This is a genomic window from Duganella sp. AC237, assembly GCF_979254035.1.
The window spans coordinates 5,939,240-5,959,988 of sequence record NZ_CEEDEW010000003.1; the positions used below are offsets into that span (position 1 = coordinate 5,939,240).

General features: G+C 65.7%; 14 protein-coding genes and 1 pseudogene. 10 read left to right on the forward strand and 5 right to left on the reverse strand.

What is annotated here, in order from left to right; genetic code table 11:
* Positions 1-37: 37 nt before the first annotated feature.
* Positions 38-2,374 carry a glycoside hydrolase family 31 protein gene (locus AC0IYS_RS26315; protein ID WP_471707940.1) on the reverse strand — a complete coding sequence of 779 codons (2,337 nt, stop codon included), beginning with the start codon at positions 2,372-2,374 and terminating at the stop codon, positions 38-40.
* A gap of 462 nt (positions 2,375-2,836) precedes the next feature.
* Here AC0IYS_RS26315 and AC0IYS_RS26320 point away from each other — a divergent pair, with 462 nt between their 5' ends.
* Genes AC0IYS_RS26320 through AC0IYS_RS26335 form a run of 4 tightly spaced genes read left to right on the forward strand, consistent with a single transcriptional unit; the run spans position 2,837 to position 10,517 of the window.
* Positions 2,837-5,689, forward strand: coding sequence for a TonB-dependent receptor (locus AC0IYS_RS26320; protein WP_471707942.1), 2,853 nt, complete (start codon positions 2,837-2,839; stop codon positions 5,687-5,689).
* A gap of 17 nt (positions 5,690-5,706) precedes the next feature.
* The gene (locus tag AC0IYS_RS26325) at positions 5,707-6,846 is read left to right on the forward strand and encodes a glycoside hydrolase family 88/105 protein (RefSeq protein WP_471707943.1); all 1,140 of its coding nucleotides are present in this window, start codon (positions 5,707-5,709) and stop codon (positions 6,844-6,846) included.
* Between the two features lie 13 nt (positions 6,847-6,859).
* A complete protein-coding gene (locus tag AC0IYS_RS26330) occupies positions 6,860-8,158 on the forward strand; it encodes a DUF2264 domain-containing protein (protein ID WP_471707945.1) in 1,299 nt (432 codons plus the stop codon).
* Between the two features lie 4 nt (positions 8,159-8,162).
* On the forward strand, positions 8,163-10,517 hold the full coding sequence (locus AC0IYS_RS26335; RefSeq protein ID WP_471707946.1) for a beta-galactosidase: 2,355 nt from the start codon (positions 8,163-8,165) through the stop codon (positions 10,515-10,517).
* Here AC0IYS_RS26335 and AC0IYS_RS26340 read toward each other — a convergent pair.
* Positions 10,514-11,332 carry a helix-turn-helix domain-containing protein gene (locus AC0IYS_RS26340; protein ID WP_471707947.1) on the reverse strand — a complete coding sequence of 273 codons (819 nt, stop codon included), beginning with the start codon at positions 11,330-11,332 and terminating at the stop codon, positions 10,514-10,516. The two genes, AC0IYS_RS26335 and AC0IYS_RS26340, sit on opposite strands and share 4 nt — an antisense overlap.
* A 123-nt stretch (positions 11,333-11,455) precedes the next feature.
* On the opposite strand from AC0IYS_RS26340, the gene AC0IYS_RS26345 reads away from it, so the two are divergent.
* From AC0IYS_RS26345 to AC0IYS_RS26370, 6 genes and pseudogenes are all read left to right on the forward strand, one after another.
* A complete protein-coding gene (locus tag AC0IYS_RS26345) occupies positions 11,456-12,388 on the forward strand; it encodes a 4-hydroxyproline epimerase (RefSeq protein ID WP_471707948.1) in 933 nt (310 codons plus the stop codon).
* Positions 12,385-13,491: an NAD(P)/FAD-dependent oxidoreductase gene (locus AC0IYS_RS26350; protein WP_471707950.1), complete on the forward strand. Its 1,107-nt coding sequence runs from the start codon at positions 12,385-12,387 to the stop codon at positions 13,489-13,491. The genes AC0IYS_RS26345 and AC0IYS_RS26350 overlap by 4 nt, the downstream gene beginning before the upstream one ends.
* Positions 13,484-13,798 carry a (2Fe-2S)-binding protein gene (locus tag AC0IYS_RS26355; RefSeq protein WP_471707951.1) on the forward strand — a complete coding sequence of 105 codons (315 nt, stop codon included), beginning with the start codon at positions 13,484-13,486 and terminating at the stop codon, positions 13,796-13,798. The genes AC0IYS_RS26350 and AC0IYS_RS26355 overlap by 8 nt, the downstream gene beginning before the upstream one ends.
* Positions 13,795-15,057, forward strand: a complete 1,263-nt coding sequence (locus AC0IYS_RS26360; protein WP_471707952.1) for an FAD-dependent oxidoreductase — start codon at positions 13,795-13,797, stop codon at positions 15,055-15,057. Before AC0IYS_RS26355 ends, AC0IYS_RS26360 begins: the two co-directional genes overlap by 4 nt.
* Positions 15,058-15,177: 120 nt before the next feature.
* Positions 15,178-15,339 (forward strand): annotated as a pseudogene (locus AC0IYS_RS26365) (2Fe-2S iron-sulfur cluster-binding protein); the annotation flags it as partial.
* Positions 15,336-16,598, forward strand: coding sequence for an FAD-dependent oxidoreductase (locus tag AC0IYS_RS26370; protein ID WP_471707953.1), 1,263 nt, complete (start codon positions 15,336-15,338; stop codon positions 16,596-16,598). The pseudogene AC0IYS_RS26365 and the gene AC0IYS_RS26370, both read left to right, overlap by 4 nt.
* Positions 16,599-16,725: 127 nt before the next feature.
* On the opposite strand, the gene AC0IYS_RS26375 is transcribed toward AC0IYS_RS26370, so the two are convergent.
* From AC0IYS_RS26375 to AC0IYS_RS26385, 3 genes are all read right to left on the reverse strand, one after another.
* A complete protein-coding gene (locus AC0IYS_RS26375) occupies positions 16,726-17,718 on the reverse strand; it encodes a LacI family DNA-binding transcriptional regulator (RefSeq protein WP_471707954.1) in 993 nt (330 codons plus the stop codon).
* Between the two features lie 74 nt (positions 17,719-17,792).
* Entirely contained in the window at positions 17,793-19,196 is a 1,404-nt protein-coding gene (locus tag AC0IYS_RS26380) for an MFS transporter (protein ID WP_471707955.1), read from the reverse strand.
* A gap of 213 nt (positions 19,197-19,409) precedes the next feature.
* Positions 19,410-20,708: an MFS transporter gene (locus AC0IYS_RS26385; RefSeq protein WP_471707957.1), complete on the reverse strand. Its 1,299-nt coding sequence runs from the start codon at positions 20,706-20,708 to the stop codon at positions 19,410-19,412.
* Between the last annotated feature and the right edge of the window lie 41 nt (positions 20,709-20,749).

The following is a 20,749-nucleotide window of genomic DNA, read 5'->3' on the forward strand; positions in this document are numbered from 1 at the left end:
ATTTACAGGAGGCGTTGCGGCGACGCCTCATTCAAACCTATTTTCCGATGACCTTCACCAGCTTGACCAGCGCCTTGTCGCTGCCGCTCAAACTCTGCGTGGCGTCGTTCCAGCGCAAGGTGGTGGTGGTCGCACCCTTGCCTTTCTCATAGTCGTAGCTGGCGCCATCGTCGTCATACAGGTTGAACTCTCCATCCCTGCCCGGATAGACATGGATCGCGGCGATCGCCTGTTTGGTCGCCGTCGACTGGATGTCCGCGCCGACCGGCACGATCGATCCCGCCTTGACGAACACCGGTATCCGCTCGATGGGCGCGGCCACCTTGACCCACTGGCCGCCGCTGAATTTCTGGTTGGTCCAGTAGTCGTACCAATCGGCGCCCGCCGGCAGATAAACATCCTTCTGCGTCTGTCCCTGCTCGGTCACCGGCGCCACAAGGAAGGCGGGGCCGAACATGTATTCGGTGCCGATATTGGCGACGTTTGGATCGCCGGCGAAGTCCATCCAGAGCGGACGCATGAAAGGCGCGCCTGTGTCCCAGGTGGTCTTGGCGCTCGAGTACAGATACGGGATCAGGCGATAACGCAGGCGGTCGTAGTCGGCCAGGATGGTCTCGGCGGCGCGGCCGAAGGACCACAATTCATTGCCCTTGCGGTCACCATGCACGCGCAACGTCGGCAGGAAGGTCCCGTACTGGAACCAGCGCGTGAACAGTTCCGGATAATCGTGATACTGGCCGATCACGTCGCGCGCATCGGATGGATCGAGCAATGGCGCCTTGGTGGCCGTGGTGGCCTGCGGCAGTCCCTGCCAGCCGCCGATGTCGTTGCCCCAGTAGGCGATGCCGGAGGCGGTCATGTTCAAACCGGTCGGGATCTGCCGCGCCAGCGCTTCCCAGCTTGGATGGATGTCCGAAGACCAGAACAGCGCGCCGGTGCGCTGCGAACCCAGATACGCGGCGCGCGAGAGGATCAACACGCGCTTGTTCGGCTTCCACGCGCGCATGCCCTGCGCGACGCCTTCCACGTGCAGCAGCGGGAACAGGTTGTGGTAACGGTCGCCCGAGCCGATCGCGTAGAAGAAGCCGTCCGGCACCAGGTCAGGCTCGGTCTCGTCGAGCCATGGATAGTCGAAGCCGCGCGCGAGGATGTTGTCGCGCGCCTTTTGCCAGAACCACGCGCGCGCGGCCGGATTGGTCGGGTCGATCAAGCCGCCGGTGCGGTCGGAGCGGAACGGCAGGCCGTCGACGGTCTTGCCATCCTTGTCCTTGAGCAGATAGCCCTTGGCATCGAGCTCGTTGAAATAGCGGCCCGACGTTTCATAGCGCGGCCAGATCGAGATGATCGACTGCATGCCCATGTCATGGAATTGCTTGTTCATGCCGTCCGGGTCCGGGAACTCGGCCGGGTTGATGTCCATCTGGCCCATGCGGGTCCAGTAGAACCAGTCGAGCACCATCACGTCGAGCGGGTACTTTTTCTCGCGGTAGGTCTTGGCCACCTTGAGCATCAGGTCCTGGCTGTCGTAGCGCGCCTTGGACTGGATCAGGCCAAAGGCCGCCTTGGGCGGAATCGGCGTCTTGCCGGTCAGCCGCGCATAGCCCGAGTACAGCGCCTCCGGCTTGTCGCCGGTGATGACGAAGAAGCTGACGCGCTCTCCCACCTTGGACTGGAACACCGTGCGCCCGTTGATGCCCGCGACAAAGCGCGTGCCCGACGGGTTGTCCCACACGATGCCGTAGGACTTGGAGCTGACCATGAACGGCACGCAGACCGTCTCGCCGGCCGGCGCGTCGTACCAGTGGGCGCAGTCGATGGTGCGGCCGCGCAGGTCCAGCGCGCCGGTCGATTCCTGGTTCTGGCCCATGCCGTAGTAATGCTCGTCGGCCGGCGCGGCAAACGATGCGCCCACCTGGTAGGTCTTTTCGGTGTTGACCGTGTGCGGCGACATCTCCCAGCCGCTCATGCTGAGGATGGTCTCGCCCCTGGCGTTTTTGACTTGCAGGCCGACCGGCGCCAGTTGCGGCGCGAAGTACTTCTCGCCGGTGCTCGGCACGCGCGGCGCCGGCGCGGCATTGACATGCAACGTCAGCGCGGACGAGGCGAAGGTGTCGCCGTCGGCGCCGGCCGTGTGTTTGAAGCCGCTGGCGTCCGCGTGTTCGGCGATGATGCCATAGCCCGGCGCCTTGAGCGCCTCGTCCTTGTCGGCGGCGATGGAGACGTGGACGATGTTCGGGCCGTACGCCTGCACCGCCACCCAGGCGCCGCTGCGATCGAGCGTGACGAGCGGTGCGGCATGGGCGGTGAAGGTGGCCGATGAGGCGAAAACGAAGGCGAGCGCCGTCGACGCGGAGCGGAGTGAAAACAGTTTCATGGCACGGTTCCTGTGATGACAGGCCGATAAGTTTGTATTGATCACCACGGCGTCGCAAGTGTGAAAATCACCAAACGCCCGACTGAAATTTAACGCCGGGCGCCCGGCCGGCAAGTAGACCGAATCATCACCTTGCTCGAAGCGTCGGTTTTTTTCCACAAGTCGTATAGAAAAATTGCTTCCGCCTATACGAAGTGGGAATAGCACCACGCGCAAATAATCATCTTGGTGATTGTTTGTGGCCATTATGGCAACTAACTACTCATCCTTTGCAAGTCACCCGTGTCCGCTTACCCGCACGCCAGGAGGGAAACACGGGATTCTTCCCACACGGAAACCGTTTAACTGGCGGTCGCCAGCGGCCCTGCCGCGAGTTGCTCAGTGTTTGCTAATTGACTAGTCTTGACTCTGCCAAGCAGGAGACGGCTTAGGCAACCCAGAAATCAAACACTGAGGATAAAAATGAAAAAGAAGACATTGGAGACAATGGTGGCGCTGGCGCTGGCCGCCATGTACACGCCTGGGGTGATTGCGCAAGAAACCCCAGTGGCCGGCGCCGACGCGGCGCCCGCAGCACAAGACAAGGTCGAAACCGTGGTCGTCACCGGTTTCCGCTCCAGCCTCCAGAAGGCGCTCAACCTCAAAGCCCAGGCCATCGGCGTGCGCGATTCCATCGTCGCCGAAGACATCGGAAAATTCCCCGAGGCGAACGTCGCCGAATCGCTGCAGCGCGTGCCCGGCGTAATCCTGAACCGCGACGAATCGTCCGGCGAAGGCCAGCGCATCTCGATCCGCGGCCTGCCGACCGACTACTCGGTCACCACCCTGAACGGCGCGCCGGTCAACACCACGTCGACATCGACCATCGGCAGCGCCGCGCGCGGCTTCAACTACGACGTATTCGCGTCGGAGCTGTTCGGCCGCGTCGACTTCTACAAATCGCCGCTGGCCGAACTGACCGAGGGCGGCCTCGGTGGCGTGGTCGATCTGCAGACCCCTCGCCCATTCGACAATCCGAAGCGCACCATCCGCTACGGCCTGACCGACACCTACAACACCGCCTCCAAGCACCATGACCCGAACGGCTTCGTGCTGTTCTCGAACACCTGGGACAAGCTGGGCTTCCTGATCGGCGCCTCGCATTCGGGCAGCGTCAACACCCGCTCCGGCTTCGAGGCGACGGGCGGCTACAACAGCTCCTTCAACGGCAGCCAGAATCCGGTGAAAGGCAATTTCGCGCTGACCCTGGACTATGACGATCCGCGCGCCAACCTGTCGGGCTACACCCGCGACCAGATCGACAAGGCCCTGCTGCCGCGCATCTACCGCTTCTACGGCTCGCAGAACGAGCGCACTCGCGACGGCCTGGTGTCGTCGCTGCAGTGGAAGACGCCGACGCTCAACCTCAGTTTCGACACGATGTACTCGAAGCTGGAGAACACCCGCGAGGAGACGCTGTTCGGCATCCTGGTGCGCAGCACCAAAACCACCAATCGCACCTTGTCCCCGGGCGCCAACGGCAACAACGGCCTGATTCCGGTCAACGTCAAGATCGATCCGGCCACCAATCTCTTGACCGGCACCTTCGCCAACACCACCTACAACGCCGGCGCCGGCTATACCAAGGACGAAACCGAATTCGGTTACGGCGCCTTGAACGGCAGCTGGAAGGTCAGCGACAAATTCACGCTGACCGGACAGGCCAGTTTGAACCAGAGCAGCGCCACCAGCGCGACCGGCCAGTTGTCGGGCTTTATCTATGGCGCGCAATCGACCATCGACTACGGCAGCGACCATGTCTACCCATCGATCTCGTCGCCGACCAGCTACACCGATCCGAACAACTGGAGCGGTTTCGCCGTCAGCACCGGCTGGACCAAGGAAACCGACAAGGGCAAGCAGGCGCGCGTGGTCGCCGACTGGGACTACGACCTGCCCGGCGAATGGACCGGCCACCTGAAAGCCGGCCTGACGTTCGTCTCGACCACCAAGGGCGTCAACAAACGTAACGGCACCTCGCTGGCGACGGCGAAGTTGAACAGCATCGGCGCCGCCGGCATGCGCAACGCCATGACCAGCAACCTGCCGATCGACCACTTGGACTTCGGCGCCGGCTGGCCGCATTCGTGGAGCACCTGGGACAGCAACTACTTCTACTCGCAATTCGATCCGAACACCTACAATCCTGGATCGGCATTCACGCCTTCGCAAAGCTTCACCGCGCAGGAAGATGTCAAGACCGCTTTTGTGCAGTCGGACTTCAAGGGCAAGGTGGCCGACCACGAGTTGCGCATCAACGCGGGCGTGCGCTTCTCCGGCACCGATACCAAGATCGACAACTTCAAGCAGCAGGGTGCAAGCCTGGTCTACTCGCCGAATCACGAAGACGGCTCGTACAGCAATGTGATGCCGGCCATCAGCGGCGCCTTCGACCTGACCGAGAACCTGATGTGGCGCGCGTCGTGGGGCAAGACCATCACACGCGCGTCGCTGTCGGTGATCGCCGCGCAAACCGTGATTCCCAACCAGTTCGACAACACCGCCACCTCGGGCAATCCGAACCTGCGCCCACAACAATCGAAGAACCTGGACACCAGCCTGGAATGGTACTTCTCGCCCGGCAGCCTGCTGTCGGCGGCCTACTTCAAGAAGGAGCTGACCGACGCAACCGTCGCCAACACGCAGATCGTCACCTTCGGTTCGCTCGGCCTGCCCGACACCGCGCTCGGTCCCCTGTTCCAGGACGCCAACGGACGGGTGGACCCCAACCTGGCCATGACCCTGCGCAGCTACACCAACGCAGGCGAGCAAACGCTCAAAGGCTACGAGCTGGCCTACCAGCAGGCGTTCAGCTTCCTGCCGGCGCCATTCAACGGCATGGGCGCGCTGGCCAGCTACACGCACATCGATCCGTTCAACAGCGCCAAGTGGATCTCCAACGCCGGCAAGGAGATCGAGGTCAACTCGGTGCCGAAGTACGCCTACAGCACCACGCTGTATTTCGAGAACGGTCCGATCGCGATGCGCATGTCCTATAACTACAAGGGCAAATCGCTCAACGGCGACAATCCGCGCAACCTGGGCGACGATTTGATCCGCTGGCGCGCCGGCCGGGGCTACCTCGACGCCAACATCAGCTATAAGATCAACGACAAGCTGGAGTTCCGCATCGACGCGCTCAACCTGAGCAATACGCTGGCCTACGACTACTTCGAAGACGCCAGTGGCCAGTACGGCAGCGGCAAGAAGACACGGATGGACTATGCGAAGTATGATGGCCGCACCATCAAATTCGGCATCCGCGGAAAACTCTAAGGGAGCATCACCAACCTATGATGAAACGACTCTTCGCAACCGGCGCGATCGCGCTCGGTTTGGCCGGCTGCGGCACCCTGCCGCCGCCGGCGGTCGACACCTCCGAGCAGGAGGTCGTCGCCATTATCAACAAGGTCAACGACTACTGGCAGCAGCGCGAAACGCCGCAGAAGTGGGCGTTCTGGGACATCGCCGCCTACCACACCGGCAATATGGAAGCCTACAAGATCACCGGCAATCCGCGCTACCGCCAGTATTCCGAGGACTGGGCCATCCACAACCAGTGGCAGGGCGCGAAATCCACCGACAAGGCAAAATGGAAGTACCAGTACGGCGAGACCGACGAGCATGTGCTGTTCGGCGACTGGCAGATCTGCTTCCAGACCTACGTCGACCTGTATGAACTGGACAAGGTCAAGGACCCGCGCAAGATCGCCCGCGCGCGCGAGGTGATGGAGTACCAGATGAACACCGCGCAGAAGGACTACTGGTGGTGGTCGGACGGCTTGTACATGGTGATGCCGGTGATGACCAAGCTGCACAAGGCCACCGGCGAGCGCAAATACCTCGACAAGCTGCACGAGTATTTCGATTATTCGAACAGCATCATGTACGACAGCGAGGAGCGGCTTTATTACCGCGACGCGCGCTACGTCTATCCGAAGCACAAAAGCGTCAACGGCAAGAAGGACTTCTGGTCGCGCGGCGACGGCTGGGTGTTCGCCGGCCTGGCCAAGGTGCTGGCCGACCTGCCGAAGGACGACGCGCACCGCGCCGACTACGTCGCCAAGTTCAAGGGCATGGCGCAGGCGCTGAAGAAGGCGCAATCGGACGATGGCTACTGGACCCGCAGCCTGCTCGATCCCGCGCACGCGCCGGGACCGGAAACCAGCGGCACCGCCTTCTTCGTCTACGGCTACCTGTGGGGCATCAACAACGGCGTGCTCGATCGCGACGAGTACCTGCCGACGGTCCGCAAGGGCTGGAACTTCCTCAGCAAGACGGCGCTGCAACCGGACGGCCGCATCGGCTATGTGCAGCCTATCGGCGAGCGCGCGATTCCGGGCCAGGTGGTCGACCAGAATTCGACCACGCCATTCGGTGTCGGCGCGTATCTGCTGGCGTCCTCCGAAATGGTGCGGCTGCTGAAAAAATAAGAACGGAGACACGATGGAACGACGTAATTTCATACAGGCCGTGATGGCCGGTTCGGCGGCGGGTGCAACCGCCGGTGCCGCGTTCGGCGCGCAAAGCGCCATCGCGGCGACGCCGGCTGCGGGAGCGGCTTCGTTGGCCAACGCGGACGGCAAGACCGCGCGTGTGCAACTGGCCGCGTTGGCGCAAAAGATGACGGAACCGGTGCTGGCCAATATGGCGGCCGGCACGCTGAAGAAAAACTTCGCGCTGGAAGTCAGCCCGACCTGGGATGGCCGCGACAAGGGCGTGGCCTACCTGGAGTGCTTCGGCCGGTTGATCGCCGGCGTAGCGCCATGGCTGGCGTTGGCCGACGACGGCACGCCGGAGGGCCGCACCCGCAAGCGCCTGCACCAACTGGCGCTGCAAAGCTACACCAACTCGGTCGACCCGGCCAATCCCGACTATCTGCTGTGGAAAGGCCCGGGCCAGACGCTGGTCGATTCGGCCTACTTCACCAACGCCCTGATCCGGGCGCCCAAGGCGTTGTGGGAGCCGCTCGACGCCAGGACCAAGCAGCGCATCATCGCCGAGATCAAATCGCTGCGCCGCATCGAACCGCCGTACATCAACTGGATGCTGTTCGCGGCCATGAACGAAGCCTGGCTGATGTCGATCGGCGAGGAGTTCGACCCGCTGCGCATGAACGTGGCGATCCGCAAGATCAACGAATGGTATGTGGGCGACGGCTGGATCAAGGACGGCGACGCCTTCCACTTCGACTACTACAACGCCTTCGTCATGCACCCGATGCTGGTGGAGATCCTCGACGTGCTGGATCAGAAAAAAGGCGCGTTCTGGAACGGCAAGCCGGAGGAGCTGCGCGCGCAGGCGGTCAAGCGCATGCAGCGCTACAGCGAGCACCTGGAGCGCTTCATCTCCACCGACGGCAGCTTCCCGCCGATCGGCCGCTCGCTGACCTACCGCACGGCGGCGTTCCAGCCACTCGCGCTGCTGGCGCTGCGCAAGCAGCTGCCGGCCAGCCTGCCCGAGGGCCAGATCCGCGCCGCGCTGCAAGCGGTGCACAAGGCCGTGTGGACCGCGCCGACCAATTTCACCAAGGACGGCTACCTGACCATCGGCTTCGTCGGCCACCAGCCGGAGCTGGGCGACTGGTACTCCAACAACGGCAGCATGTACATCGCCTCTGCCAGCCTGCTGCCATTGGGCCTGCCGGAAAGCGACAGCTACTGGACCTCGGCGCCGCAGGACTGGACCCAGAAAAAAGCCTTCTCCGGCGCCCGTTTCCCTAAAGATTACCCAGTCAACTACTGATCCTATGACCACATATTCCGTAAAACGCCGCGAGGTGCTGCGCGGCGCCAGCGCCGCCATGGGCAGCCTGCTGCTGCCGGTGTCGGCCCAGGTACACGCCGCCGCCTCCGCGCGCTTCGCCATCGGCGACAGCGACTTTCTCCTCGACGGCGAGCGCCTGCAGATCCGCTGCGGCGAAATGCACTTCGCCCGCGTACCGCGCGAATACTGGCCACACCGGCTGAAAGCCATCAAGGCCATGGGCCTGAACACCGTCTGCGCCTACCTGTTCTGGAACTACCACGAATGGCGCGAGGGTAAATACGACTGGGCCGGCCAGCGCGACGCGGCCGAATTCTGCCGCCTGGCCCAGGCCGAGGGCCTGTGGGTGATCCTGCGCCCCGGCCCCTACGCCTGCGCCGAGTGGGAAATGGGCGGCCTGCCATGGTGGTTGCTGAAAAAACCCGGCGACAGCTTCCTGCGCACGCGCGACGCCAACTACATGGCGCCAGCCAAGCGCTGGATGAAGGAAGTCGGCCGCGCGCTCGGCGTCCAGCAGATCACCAAGGGCGGTCCTATCCTGATGGTGCAGGTCGAGAACGAGTACGGCTTCTTCGGCGAAGACCTCGACTACATGCGCGAGATGCGCCAAGGGTTGCTGGACGCCGGCTTCGACGTCCCGCTGTTCCAGTGCAATCCGACCAACGCCGTCGCCAAGACCCATTTGAAGGAGCTGTTCTCGGTGGCGAACTTCGGCAGCGATCCAACCGCCGGCTTCAAGGTGCTGGACCAGGTGCAGAAAGGGCCGCGCATGTGCGGCGAATACTACTCCGGCTGGTTCGACACCTGGGGCGCGCCGCACCGCCGCGGCTCGGCCGCAGGCGCGGTGGCCGACATCCAGACCATGCTCAAGGCGAACGGCTCCTTCAGCCTGTACATGGCGCACGGCGGCACCACCTTCGGTTTGTGGGGCGGCTGCGACCGGCCCTTCCGTCCGGACACCACCAGCTACGACTACGACGCTCCGATCAGCGAAGCCGGATGGATGGGTGAAAAATTCCACGCCTACCGCGACGGCATGAAGCCCTACCTGATGGCCGGCGAAACGCTGCCGCCACCACCGCCGCAAAATCCGCTGATCGCCATCGCGCCGTTTACGATGAAGCAGTCGGCGTCGGTGTCTTCGGCGTTGCCGGCCGACGCCATCAAGGCCGTCTCTCCCCAGCCGATCGAGCAGTACGACATCAGCCGGGGCCTCGTGTCCTACCGCGTCACCCTGCCCGCCGGTCCGGCCGGCACCTTGGAAGCGGCCAAGGTGCGCGACCTTGCCTGGGTCTACGTCGATGGCAAACAAGTCGGCACGATGGACACGCGCTACCGCCGCTTCAAGGTCGACCTGCCGGCGCGCAGCCGCCCGGCGACCCTTGAAATCCTGCTGTACACCATCGCGCGGGTCAATTTCGGCGTCGAGATCCACGACCGCAAGGGCATGCACGGGCCGGTGCGTTTCGCAGGCCAGCCGCTGGAAAACTGGGAAATCCGCGCCATTGACTTCGACGCCGACGGCCTGCTGCCGCCGCTGACGTGGAAAACCGGCCGCGCCAAGGGCCCGGCCTTCTGGCGCGGCAGCTTCGACGTGCAGCAGACCGGCGACACCTTCCTCGACATGTCGAGCTGGGGCCAGGGCGTGGTGTGGGTCAACGGCCGCTGCCTGGGACGTTACTGGAACATCGGACCGACGCAAACCATGTACCTGCCCGGCCCCTGGATCAAGCGTGGCCGCAACGAGGTGGTGGTGCTCGATTTAACCGGGCCGCAAAGCGCGCGCATCGCCGGACTGAAGGCGCCGATCCTCGACAAGCTGCGTCCCGAACTCGATCTGGCGCGGCCGCCGAACAACGACAAACCGGCGCTGGACGGCGTCAAGCCGGCGCACGAGGGCGAATTCCAGAACGGCGCCGCAACCCAGGATGTGAAGTTCGCGCTGGCCGTCAAAGGCCGCCAGGTGTGCCTGGAGTCGCTCGACGCCTTCGACGGCAAGCAGTTCGCCGCCATCGCGGAACTGGCGCTGCTTGGCGCGGACGGCAAGACCTTGAACCAGTCCAACTGGACCATCGCCTATGTCAGCAGCGAGGAGCGCACCAGGGAGGACGGCACGGCGCTCAACGCCATCAACGGCCAGGCCACGGACTTCTGGCATAGCGCCTACAGCGGCAAGGCGCCGCATCCGGCCCACCCGCACCGCATCATCCTCGACCTGGGACAGTCGGATGCGGTGGCCGGCTTGCGCTACACGCCGCGCCAGGGCGCCGACGGCGTGACCGGCCGCATACGCCGCTACCGCGTGTACGTCGGCGAGCAGCTGGTCAAAACCGGCTAACCGGCCAATCGCCCATCGGCCGCCGGCGCGACGGCCGGCTGGCCGGCGGGTTGCGTTGGCGCCTTGCCCGCCAGCTGCCGGTACTGGCTCGGGGTGACGCCGGTGGTGGCCTTGAACTGGCGCGTGAAGGCGGAATGGTCGCCGTAGCCGCAGGCCTGGGCGATTTCGGCCACGCTGGCGCCGCCGCCCAGCATGCGCGACGCCGCCTCGACGCGGGTCTGGATGATCATCTGCCGCGGCGTCAGGTGGAAAATGCGCAGGAAATAGCGCTCGATCTGCGCCACCGACATATTGGCCGTGCGCGCCAGCTCGGCCAGATGCAGCGGCTGCCCGTACTGCTCCAGTATCAGGTTCACCGCCGCCGCCACCTTGCGGTAGGCGGGATTCTTCTTGTCCGCCATCGCCAGGTCGCGCGAGACGCCGGTCAGGCCGACGATGCGGCCGCCGGCGTCGCGCAGCGCCGTCTTGCGCGTCAGGCACCAGCCGGGATCGCGGCTGGGGTATAGATGCAGCTCCAGCTGGTCCTCGATGTCGTTGCCGCCGGCGAGCACCGCCATGTCCTGCGCCACGTAGGACTGGCCGAAGGGGTGGGCGAACACCTCGGCCGGGGTGCGTCCGATCAGCGCCGCTTTGTGCCGGCGGCCGCACCGCTGCACCAGCGTCTGATTGACCACGACATACCTTCCCTGCGCGTCCTTGACGAAGAAAACCACGTCCGGCAGCGCGTCGAAAAGCGCCTCGGCGAAGAAGGGATCGGCTATGCCTGCGCCCAGCGCGAGGCGGACCGGGTCGTCGGGAAGGGAGGAATTGTCCATGCTTGCGATTGTGCCAGCGGTCCGCGCCGCAGTCTGCTGTTTTTTCGCGATTGTGCCGATTTCGTCATTTAACGTGCGCAGGCGGTGCAAGACAGCTGGACCCGGGAAGCCTAAGATTTGACCATGAAAACCATTACCATCATCGATTCCCATACCGGCGGCGAGCCTACCCGGCTGGTCACCGAGGGCGGCCCGGATCTGGGCAACGGTCCCCTGGACGAGCGCCTGGCGCTGCTCAAGCGTGAACACGACAACTTCCGCTCCGCCGTGGTGTGCGAACCGCGCGGCTCCGACGTGCTGGTCGGCGCGCTGTTGTGCGAGCCGCACGCCGCCGATTGCGCGGCCGGCGTCATCTTCTTCAACAATGTCGGCTACTTGGGCATGTGCGGCCACGGCACCATCGGCCTGGTGGCCTCGCTGGCCTTCATGGGCCGCATCGGGCCGGGCCGCCACCGCATCGACACGCCGGTCGGCGTGGTCGAGGCGGAGCTGCATGAAGATGGCAGCGTCACCGTCGACAACGTCGCCGCCCACCGCAGCCGCGAACAGGTCACCGTGGAGGTGCCGGGCTACGGCGCGGTCACCGGCGACGTCGCCTATGGCGGCAACTGGTTCTTCCTGGTCGCCGGCCACGGACTGGAACTGAACGTCGCCAACGTCGAGGCGCTGACCGCCTACAGCGCGGCCGTCGGCGCGGCGCTGCAGCGGGACGGCGTCACCGGCGACGGCGGCGCGCTGATCGACCATATCGAACTGTTCGCGCCATCGCGCACCGGCGCCGACAGCCAAAGCTTCGTGCTGTGCCCCGGCAAAGCCTACGACCGCTCGCCGTGCGGCACCGGCACCAGCGCCAAGCTGGCCTGCCTGGCGGCCGACGGCAAGCTGGCCGAGGGCGCGCTGTGGAAGCAGGAAAGCGTCATCGGCAGCGTCTTTGAAGCGTCCTACCGCTATCGCGGCGAGCAGCTGATTCCCAGCATCCGCGGCAAGGCGTGGGTCAACGCGCAGGCCTGGCTGATCCTCGACCCGACCGATCCCTTCCAGTGGGGCATCCGGTGAACAACACCGACGTGATCGTCGTCGGCGCCGGCATCGTCGGCGCCGCCTGTGCGGACGCGCTCAGCGAGCGCGGACTGCGGGTGGCGGTCATCGAGCAGGATATCGCCGGCGGCGGCGCCACGGCGGCCGGCATGGGCCACCTGGTGGTCATGGACGACAACGCGGCCGAACTGGCGCTGTCGGCGTATTCGGTCTCGTTGTGGAACGACCTGGTGGGCGAGCGCCCGCAGCGCCATGAGTACAGCGGCTGCGGCACCATCTGGGTCGCCGCCGACGAGGAGGAAATGGACGCCGCGCGCGTCAAGGCGCAGACGCTGTCGGCCTACGGCATCACTTGCGAACTGCTGTCGCCGGCGGCGCTGTACGCGCGCGAGCCGCAGCTGCGCGCCGGGCTGGCGGGCGGCCTGCTGGTCAAGGGCGACGGCCTGGTTTATCCGCCCAAAAGCGCGCGCATCCTGCTCGACCGCGCGATGCGGCGCGGCGCCACCACCAAGCGCGCCGCCGTCAGCGCCATCGAGGACCACGGCGTGGTGCTTGCCGACGGCACGCGCCACCAGGCGCAGCACATCGTGCTGGCCGCCGGCTCGCGCTCGTCGGTGCTGCTGCCCGAGCTGCCGGTGCAGCCGAAAAAAGGACACATCGCCATCACCGACCGCTATCCCGGCTTTGTCCGGCATCAGCTGGTGGAGCTGGGTTATATCAAGAGCGCCCATGCCGCCAGCGGCGATTCGGTCGCGTTCAATTTGCAGCCCCGTCCCACCGGACAAGTCTTGATCGGCTCCTCCCGCCAGTTCGACACGATCGATACGGCGGTGGAGCCGGCCATGCTGCAACGGATGCTCAGGCACGCCACCACTTTCACACCGGCGCTGGCGCAGCTCAATGTATTGCGTTGCTGGACCGGCCTGCGCGCGGCTACCCCCGACGGCCTGCCGCTGATCGGGCCGCACCCGGCGCGGCGCGGCCTGTGGCTCGCCACCGGCCACGAAGGCCTTGGCATCACCACCTCGCTGGCGACGGCGCAGCTGCTGGCCGGCCAGATGCAGGGCGAGAGCACGCGCATTCCCATCAATCCCTACCTGCCCCGCCGCTTCCATGTTTGAATTCGCCGCCCACACCTTTGCCAACAACCGCGCCAACGGCGACAAGGGCGATAGCATCACCCTCAGCATCGACGCCCGCGCCCTCAGCGTGGCGCCCGGGGTCAGCGTGGCCGCCGCCATCGCGATGGCCGGCAGCATCGTCACGCGGCGCTCGGTCGGCGGCGCCGTGCGCGCGCCGTTATGCGGCATGGGCGTCTGCCAGGAATGCCGGGTGACCATCGACGGCCGGCCGCATCAGCTCTCGTGCCAGACCTTGTGCGCCGACGGCATGCATGTGCAGACCGGCGCGCTGGAGCGCGCGGCATGAACCACTACAACGTCCTGGTCATCGGCGCCGGCCCGGCCGGGCTGGCGGCCGCGCATGCCGCTGGCGCCAGCGGCTTAAAGGTCGGCATCGTCGACGACAATCCGCTGGCCGGTGGCCAGATCTGGCGTGGCGGCCCCGAACAGCAAGCCGACCGGCGCGCACAGTCCTTGTGGAACGCGTTGCGCGACGCCCCCAACGTCACCTTCCTGCAGCAAACGCGGGTACTGTATTCGCCGGAACCCGGACAGCTGCGGGTGCAGACGGCGGCGGCGGCCGACACGCTGCGCTTTGGCCACCTGATCCTGGCGACCGGCGCGCGCGAACGGCTGCTACCCTTCCCCGGCTGGACCCTGCCCGGCGTGACCGGCGCCGGCGGCCTGCAGGCGCTGGCCAAGGGCGGCTATCCGCTGCAAGGCAAGCGGGTGGTGGTGGCCGGCAGCGGCCCGCTGCTACTGGCGGTGGCCGCCACGCTCAAACTCAAGGGCGCGCATATCGTCGCCATCATCGAACAGGCGCCGACGGCGGCGATGGCGCGCTTCGCCCTCGGCCTGTTGGCGACGCCTTCCAAGATCGCGCAGGCGCTGCGGCTGGCCGCGCAGCTCAAGGACGTGCCGTATCTGCACGACAGCTATGTGCGCTCGGCGCATGGCGACAGTACGCTGCAATCGGTGATGGTCCAGCGCGGCAAAGGCCGCGAGCTGGAAACGCTGCAATGCGACTACCTGGCCTGCGGCTACGGTCTGATACCTAACGTGGAACTGGCGCAGGCGCTCGGCTGCGCCACCGCCAGCGACGGCGCGCAGACGGTGGTCGAAGCTGACCACTGGCAGCAAACCTCGGTGCCGGGCATCTACTGCGCGGGCGAAGGCACGGGCGTGGGCGGGGTGGACCTGGCGCTGGTGGAAGGCCGCATCGCCGGGCTGTCGGCCACCGGCCAGATCGTGCCGGCGCAGGCCGAGTTCGGCCAACGCACGCGCTGGAAGAAATTTGCGGACAAGCTGGCGCGCACCTTCGCGCTGCGGCCGGAGCTAGCCACCCTGGCCGGCGACGACACCATCGTCTGCCGCTGCGAGGACGTCTGCCACGGCGAACTGCGCACGCACACCACCTGGCGCTGCGCCAAGCTGCAAACGCGCTGCGGCATGGGACCGTGCCAGGGCCGCATCTGCGGCGGCGCCACCGAAGTGCTGTACGGCTGGCGTCCCGACGCGGTACGCATGCCGATCTCGCCGGCGCGCATCGACACCATCATCGCCTGAAGCAATTCCGGCAACTCCGGGGTCAGGTCCACCATTTCTACACGAGTTCAACCGTAAACACGCCTAAACCGCCTGTAGCGCTGAGGCCGTGTAGCATTGGTGGACCTGACCCTAATGCCGCGGCGCTCGGTCGGCGGCGCCGCGCGCGCGCCATTGTGCGGCATGGGCGTCTGCCAGGAATGCCGGGTGACCATCGACGGCCGGCCGCATCAGCTCTCGTGCCAGACCTTGTGCGCCGACGGCATGCATGTGCAGACCGGCGCGCTGGAGCGCGCGGCATGAACCACTACAACGTCCTGGTCATCGGCGCCGGCCCGGCCGGGCTGGCGGCCGCGCATGCCGCGGGCGCCAGCGGCTTAAAGGTCGGCATCGTCGACGACAATCCGCTAGCCGGTGGCCAGATCTGGCGTGGCGGCCCCGAACAGCAAGCCGACCGGCGCGCACAGTCCTTGTGGAACGCGTTGCGCGACGCCCCCAACGTCACCTTCCTGCAGCAAACGCGGGTACTGTATTCGCCCGAACCCGGACAGCTGCGGGTGCAGACGGCGGCGACGGCCGACACGTTGCGCTTTGGCCACCTGATCCTGGCGACCGGCGCGCGCGAACGGCTGCTGCCCTTCCCCGGCTGGACCCTGCCCGGCGTGACCGGCGCCGGCGGCCTGCAGGCGCTGGCCAAGGGCGGCTATCCGCTGCAAGGCAAGCGGGTGGTGGTGGCCGGCAGCGGCCCGCTGCTGCTGGCGGTGGCCGCCACGCTCAAACTCAAGGGCGCGCATATCGTCGCCATCATCGAACAGGCGCCGACGGCGGCGATGGCGCGCTTCGCCCTCGGCCTGTTGGCGACGCCGTCCAAGATCGCGCAAGCGCTGCGGCTGGCCGCGCAGCTCAAGGACGTGCCGTATCTGCACGACAGCTATGTGCGCTCGGCGCATGGCGACGGTACGCTGCAATCGGTGATGGTCCAGCGCGGCAAAGGCCGCGAGCTGGAAACGCTGCAATGCGACTATCTGGCCTGCGGCTACGGTCTGATACCGAACGTGGAACTGGCGCAGGCGCTCGGCTGCGCCACCGCCAGCGACGGCGCGCAGACGGTGGTCGAAGCTGACCACTGGCAGCAAACCTCGGTGCCGGGCATCTACTGCGCGGGCGAAGGCACGGGCGTGGGCGGGGTGGACCTGGCGCTGGTGGAAGGCAGCATCGCCGGGCTGTCGGCCACCGGCCAGATCGTGCCGGCGCAGGCCGAGTTCGGCCAACGCACGCGCTGGAAGAAATTTGCGGACAAGCTGGCGAGCACCTTCGCGCTGCGGCCGGAGCTGGCCACCCTGGCCGGCGACGACACCATCGTCTGCCGCTGCGAGGACGTCTGCCACGGCGAACTGCGCACGCACACCACCTGGCGCTGCGCCAAGCTGCAAACGCGCTGCGGCATGGGACCGTGCCAGGGCCGCATCTGCGGCGGCGCCACCGAAGTGCTGTACGGCTGGCGTCCCGACGCGGTACGCATGCCGATCTCGCCGGCGCGCATCGACACCATCATCGCCTGAAGCAATTCCGGCAACTCCGGGGTCAGGTCCACCATTTCTACACGAGTTCAACCGTAGGCACGCCAAAACCGCCTGTAGCGCTGAGGCCGTGTAGCATTGGTGGACCTGACCCCGGAGTTTATGGAAATTAATTGCGCCGGGCGATCGAGGTGCGCAGCACCAGTTGCGGTTCGATCATCGCGGTGTCCGACAGCGGCTTGCCGTCGATGGCGGCGATCAGCTTTTCCATCGCGGCGACGCCCATGCGCTCGCTCTGCAGGTCGACCGTCGTCAGCGCCGGCGACGTGTACTGGCCGTACTGGATGTTGTCGAAGCCGGCCACCGAGATGTCGGCCGGCAGGCTGAAACCGAGGGTTTGCGCCGCCTTCATGAAGCCGAGCGCGATCAGGTCGTTGTAGCAGATCAAGGCGTCCGGGTGCGCTTCGCCCAGCATGATGGCCGAGCACAGGCGCTCGCCTTCGGCCGATGTCGGCGCGCTGCCTTCGTAGACCGTCAATGCCTGCCCGTAGCCCTTCAGGCACTCGCGGATCGCGCCCAGCCGGTCCTCGTCGCGGCGCGAGCGCGGAAAACTCAGGTAGGCGATGCGCTTGTGCCCCTGCGAGACCAGGTGCCGCACCAGCATGCCGGCGCCGCGCTGGTCGTCGCTGCCGACCCACGGCAGGTTCAGCCGCGCCGGCCGGCCGAAATACACCAGCGGCTTGCCCAGGTCCATGACCCAGTCCATTTCCGATTCGAGCATGCGGGAGAAGATGATCAAGCCGTCGACCCGCCGGCTCAGCGCCTCGAGCAGCGGCCGCTCGCGGTCGGGATTTTCCTCGGTGTCGACCAGCAGCAAGGTGTAGCCGTGCGCCAGCGCGACCCGGTTGGCGCCCTTGACGATGCTGGTGAAATGGGGATTGCCGACGTCGAGCACCGACAGGCCGATGCTCTTGGTGCGGCCGGTGATCATCGACTGCGCCAGCGGATTGGAGCGGTAGCCCAGCCGCGCGATGACTTCCTTGATGGTCGCCTCCACCGCCGGCGAGAAGCGCTGCGCGCCGTTGACGAACTTGGAGACGGTGGCGGTCGAGACACCGGCCGCCGCCGCGACGTCGCGTATGGTTGCTACATTTTTTTTCATGATCGGGCTGTGGGGTTGGCGCGCCGCCAAAGCGGGGATATTAGCACGCGCCCCCGACGCCCAACCCCGCCCGCTTACAGGTCGGTGATTTCCTTGTGGCGCGGCACCAGCGCCTTCATCACGCACCACGCCACCAGGTAGGCCAGCGCGCAGATGCCGAACATGATCATGTAGCCGGTGCGGATGTCGTTGACCGATTTGTAGTAATCGAACACCCAGCCGCCCAGCTTGGTCAGCGCGACGCCGCCGATGCCGCCGGCCATGCCGCCGATGCCGATCACCGAGGCCACCGATTTTTGCGGGAACATGTCCGACACGGTGGTGAAGATGTTGGCCGACCAGGCCTGGTGCGCCGACGCGCCCACGCCGATCAGCAGCACCGGCACCCAGAAGCTGATCGCGCCCAGCGGTTGCGCCAGCAGCACCACCAGCGGGAAGAAGGCGATCACCAGCATGGCTTTCATGCGGCCGTCGTACGGCGCGTAGCCGCGCGACATGAAGTAGCTGGGGAACCAGCCGCCGCCGATCGAGCCGATCATCGTCATGCTGTACAACACGGCCAGCGGCACGATGATGGCGTCGCCCTTCATGCCGTATTGCGCCGACAAATAGGTCGGCAGCCAGAACAGGAAGAACCACCAGACGCCGTCGGTCATGAATTTGCCGAAGGCGAAGGCCCAGGTCTGGCGGTATTTGAGCAGCTGGAACCACGATACTTTCCTGGCGGCGGCGGCCGACGCTTCTTCCGTTTTCTCGACCGGCTGCACCGAGTCGCTGCGGATATAGGCCAGCTCGGCCTTGGACAGGCGCTTTTGCTGTTCCGGCTTTTCGTACAGCCACAGCCACAGTGCCATCCACAGGAAGCCGATCAGGCCGATGATGACGAAGGCCGATTGCCAGCCCCACGTGGCGGCGATGAGCGGCACCGTGATCGGCGCCAGGATGGCGCCGACATTGGCGCCGGAGTTGAAGATGCCGGTGGCGAAGGAGCGTTCCTTCTTCGGGAAATATTCCGCGGTGGCCTTGATCGCGGCCGGGAAGTTGCCGGCCTCGCCGACCGCCAGCACCGCGCGCGAAATCATGAAGCCGACGATCGACGGCACCAGCACCACGCCAAAGGCAGCGCCGATGACGGCCACGCCCTCGCCCATCGGCACCGAGAACGCGTGCAGGATGGCCCCCAGCGACCAGATGACGATGGCCACCACGTAGGCGGCCTTGGTGCCGATCTTGTCGACCACGCGGCCGGCGAACAGCATCGACACCGCATACACGAACTGGAAGGCGGCGGCGATGTTGGCGTAGTCGGTGTTGGTCCAGCCGAATTCCTTGGACAGGTCCGGCGCCAGCAGGCTCAATACCTGGCGGTCCAGGTAGTTGACGGTGGTGGCAAAAAACAACAGTGCACAGATGGTCCATCGGTATTTACCGACGGCTTGGCCCACCACGTGCGGAGTTACTGGCTCGCTCAGGTTCATGGCATCACTTATGTTTTGGTTTTGGTGATGATCTCTCGGTCTCCACGAGATCACTTTAGTCGTATGTCATCGTACAACTATAAAACTTGATAAGCAAGCACAAAAACCGGAAACGCGCACACCATGGACCGGGGTCGTACCCCGAACGGGGTTCGACCCCATGGGGCCGCTTTGCGGGTTGGCGGTCGCGCCCCGCAAAGTTGTAGGATGACTTTAGGCCGGCCGCGCCGTGCGCGCGTCGCCGCTCTTGACCAGCAACAGCGCGACCAGGCTGATGACCGCCGCGCCCGACAAGTAGTAGCCGACGTACTGCAGGCCGTAGTTGGTCGCCAGCCAGGTGGCGATGTACGGCGCCAGCGAGGCGCCGAGGATGCCGGCCAGGTTGAACGTCAGCGAGGCGCCGGTGTAGCGCACCTCCGGCGGGAACAGTTCCGACAGGATGGTGCCCAGCGGGCCGTAGGTCATGCCCATCAGCCCCAGCCCGACCGACAGGAACACGGTGACCTGGACCAGGCTGCCGGAGCCGAACAGCGGCGCCAGCGCCAGCCCGAACACGGCGATCGCCGCCGAGACCCAGATCAGGGTGGTGCGGCGGCCGAAGCGGTCGGCCCACAGCGCGGCGACCGGAATCGTCAGGCCAAAGAACAGCACGGCGATCAATTGCTGGATCAGGAAGTCCTTGCGGGTGAACTTGAGCGCCGTGGTGCCCCAGCTGAGCGCGAACACCGTCATCAGGTAGAACAGCACGAAGGTGGCCAGCGCGATCAAGGTGCCCAGCACCAGCACGCGGCCATGGTCGCGGAACACGGTGACGACCGGCACCTTGACGCGCTCGTTCTTGTCGAGCACCTTCTGGAAGTCCGGCGTCTCGTGGATTTTGAGGCGGATGTACAGGCCGACGATCACCAGCAGCGAGCTGGCCAGGAACGGGATGCGCCAACCGTAGCTGAAGAACTCGGCGTCGGTCAGCACTTCGCTCAGCAGCAGGAAGATGCCGCCCGACAGGAAGAAGCCGATCGGCGCGCCCAGCTGCGGGAACATGCCGTACCAGGCGCGTTTGCCCGGCGGCGCGTTCTCGGTTGCCAGCAGCACCGCGCCGCCCCACTCGCCGCCCAGGCCGAGGCCCTGGCCGAAGCGGCACAGCGCCAGCAGCGCCGGCGCCAGCGTGCCGATCTGTGCGTAGGTCGGCAGCATGCCGATCACCACGGTCGAGATACCCATCATCAACAACGCCGCCACCAGGGTGGCCTTGCGGCCGACGCGGTCGCCGAAGTGGCCGAACACGGCCGAGCCGACCGGGCGCGCGAAGAAGGCGATGGCGAACGTGGCCAGCGACTGCAAGGTGGCGGCGGCCGGATCGCTGGCGGGGAAGAACAGTTTGGGGAACACCAGCACGGCGGCGGTGGCGTAGATATAGAAATCGAAGAATTCGATGGTGGTGCCGATCAAGCTGGCAAACAGCACCGTGGACGGTTTGTTGGTCTTGGACGATCCCGGTTGAGACTTGCTCATGCGTGAAGCTCCTGCGGATGGGTGGTGCGCCTCATCATACA